Genomic DNA, 1,684 nt, shown 5'->3' with positions numbered 1-1,684 from the left:
CGTATAAGGAGGTGATCCAGCCCCAGGTTCCCCTAGGGCTACCTTGTTACGACTTCACCCCAGTCATGAACCACAAAGTGGTGAGCGTCCTCCCGAAGGTTAAACTACCCACTTCTTTTGCAGCCCACTCCCATGGTGTGACGGGCGGTGTGTACAAGGCCCGGGAACGTATTCACCGTGGCATTCTGATCCACGATTACTAGCGATTCCGACTTCATGGAGTCGAGTTGCAGACTCCAATCCGGACTACGACGCACTTTTTGGGATTCGCTCACTATCGCTAGCTTGCTGCCCTCTGTATGCGCCATTGTAGCACGTGTGTAGCCCTACTCGTAAGGGCCATGATGACTTGACGTCGTCCCCACCTTCCTCCGGTTTATCACCGGCAGTCTCCCTGGAGTTCCCACCATTATGTGCTGGCAAACAAGGATAAGGGTTGCGCTCGTTGCGGGACTTAACCCAACATTTCACAACACGAGCTGACGACAGCCATGCAGCACCTGTCTTAGAGTTCCCGAAGGCACACCTGCGTCTCCGCTGGCTTCTCTAGATGTCAAGAGTAGGTAAGGTTCTTCGCGTTGCATCGAATTAAACCACATGCTCCACCGCTTGTGCGGGCCCCCGTCAATTCATTTGAGTTTTAATCTTGCGACCGTACTCCCCAGGCGGTCTACTTAACGCGTTAGCTCCGAAAGCCACGGCTCAAGGCCACAACCTCCAAGTAGACATCGTTTACGGCGTGGACTACCAGGGTATCTAATCCTGTTTGCTCCCCACGCTTTCGCATCTGAGTGTCAGTATCTGTCCAGGGGGCCGCCTTCGCCACTGGTATTCCTTCAGATCTCTACGCATTTCACCGCTACACCTGAAATTCTACCCCCCTCTACAGTACTCTAGTCCGCCAGTTTCAAATGCAGTTCCGAGGTTGAGCCTCGGGCTTTCACATCTGACTTAACGAACCACCTGCATGCGCTTTACGCCCAGTAATTCCGATTAACGCTCGCACCCTCCGTATTACCGCGGCTGCTGGCACGGAGTTAGCCGGTGCTTCTTCTGCAGCTAACGTCAAATCCATACGCTATTAACGTATGAACCTTCCTCACTGCTGAAAGTACTTTACAACCCGAAGGCCTTCTTCATACACGCGGCATGGCTGCATCAGGCTTGCGCCCATTGTGCAATATTCCCCACTGCTGCCTCCCGTAGGAGTCTGGACCGTGTCTCAGTTCCAGTGTGGCTGATCATCCTCTCAGACCAGCTAGGGATCGTCGCCTTGGTGAGCCATTACCTCACCAACTAGCTAATCCCACCTGGGCATATCCTGACGCGAGAGGCCCGAAGGTCCCCCTCTTTGGCCCGAAGGCATTATGCGGTATTAGCCATCGTTTCCAATGGTTATCCCCCACATCAGGGCAATTTCCCAGGCATTACTCACCCGTCCGCCGCTCGACGCCCAACAAATCACCCGAAGGGTCAATGTTGTCGTTTCCGCTCGACTTGCATGTGTTAGGCCTGCCGCCAGCGTTCAATCTGAGCCATGATCAAACTCTTCAATTTAAGATTTTGTCGGCTCAATGAATACTGACTTCAAAACTGTCCCTTACTTAAAAAGTAAGAAGTAATTTTAAAGCTATTATCGTTCCAACAGAACGATAATGAATTTTGACTGTGTGACAGTAAGCGA

General features: G+C 52.3%; 1 rRNA gene. It reads right to left on the bottom strand.

Annotation, left to right across the window (positions count from 1 at the left end):
* Positions 1–4 precede the first annotated feature (4 nt).
* A 16S ribosomal RNA gene (locus MD535_RS25455) occupies positions 5–1,557 on the bottom strand.
* Positions 1,558–1,684: the final 127 nt, after the last annotated feature.

It is taken from the genome of Vibrio qingdaonensis, from assembly GCF_026191675.1.
Classification (GTDB): domain Bacteria; phylum Pseudomonadota; class Gammaproteobacteria; order Enterobacterales; family Vibrionaceae; genus Vibrio; species Vibrio qingdaonensis.
The sequence above is the reverse complement of the archived record's forward strand: the minus strand, read 5'-3'. Positions and strand labels throughout refer to the sequence as shown.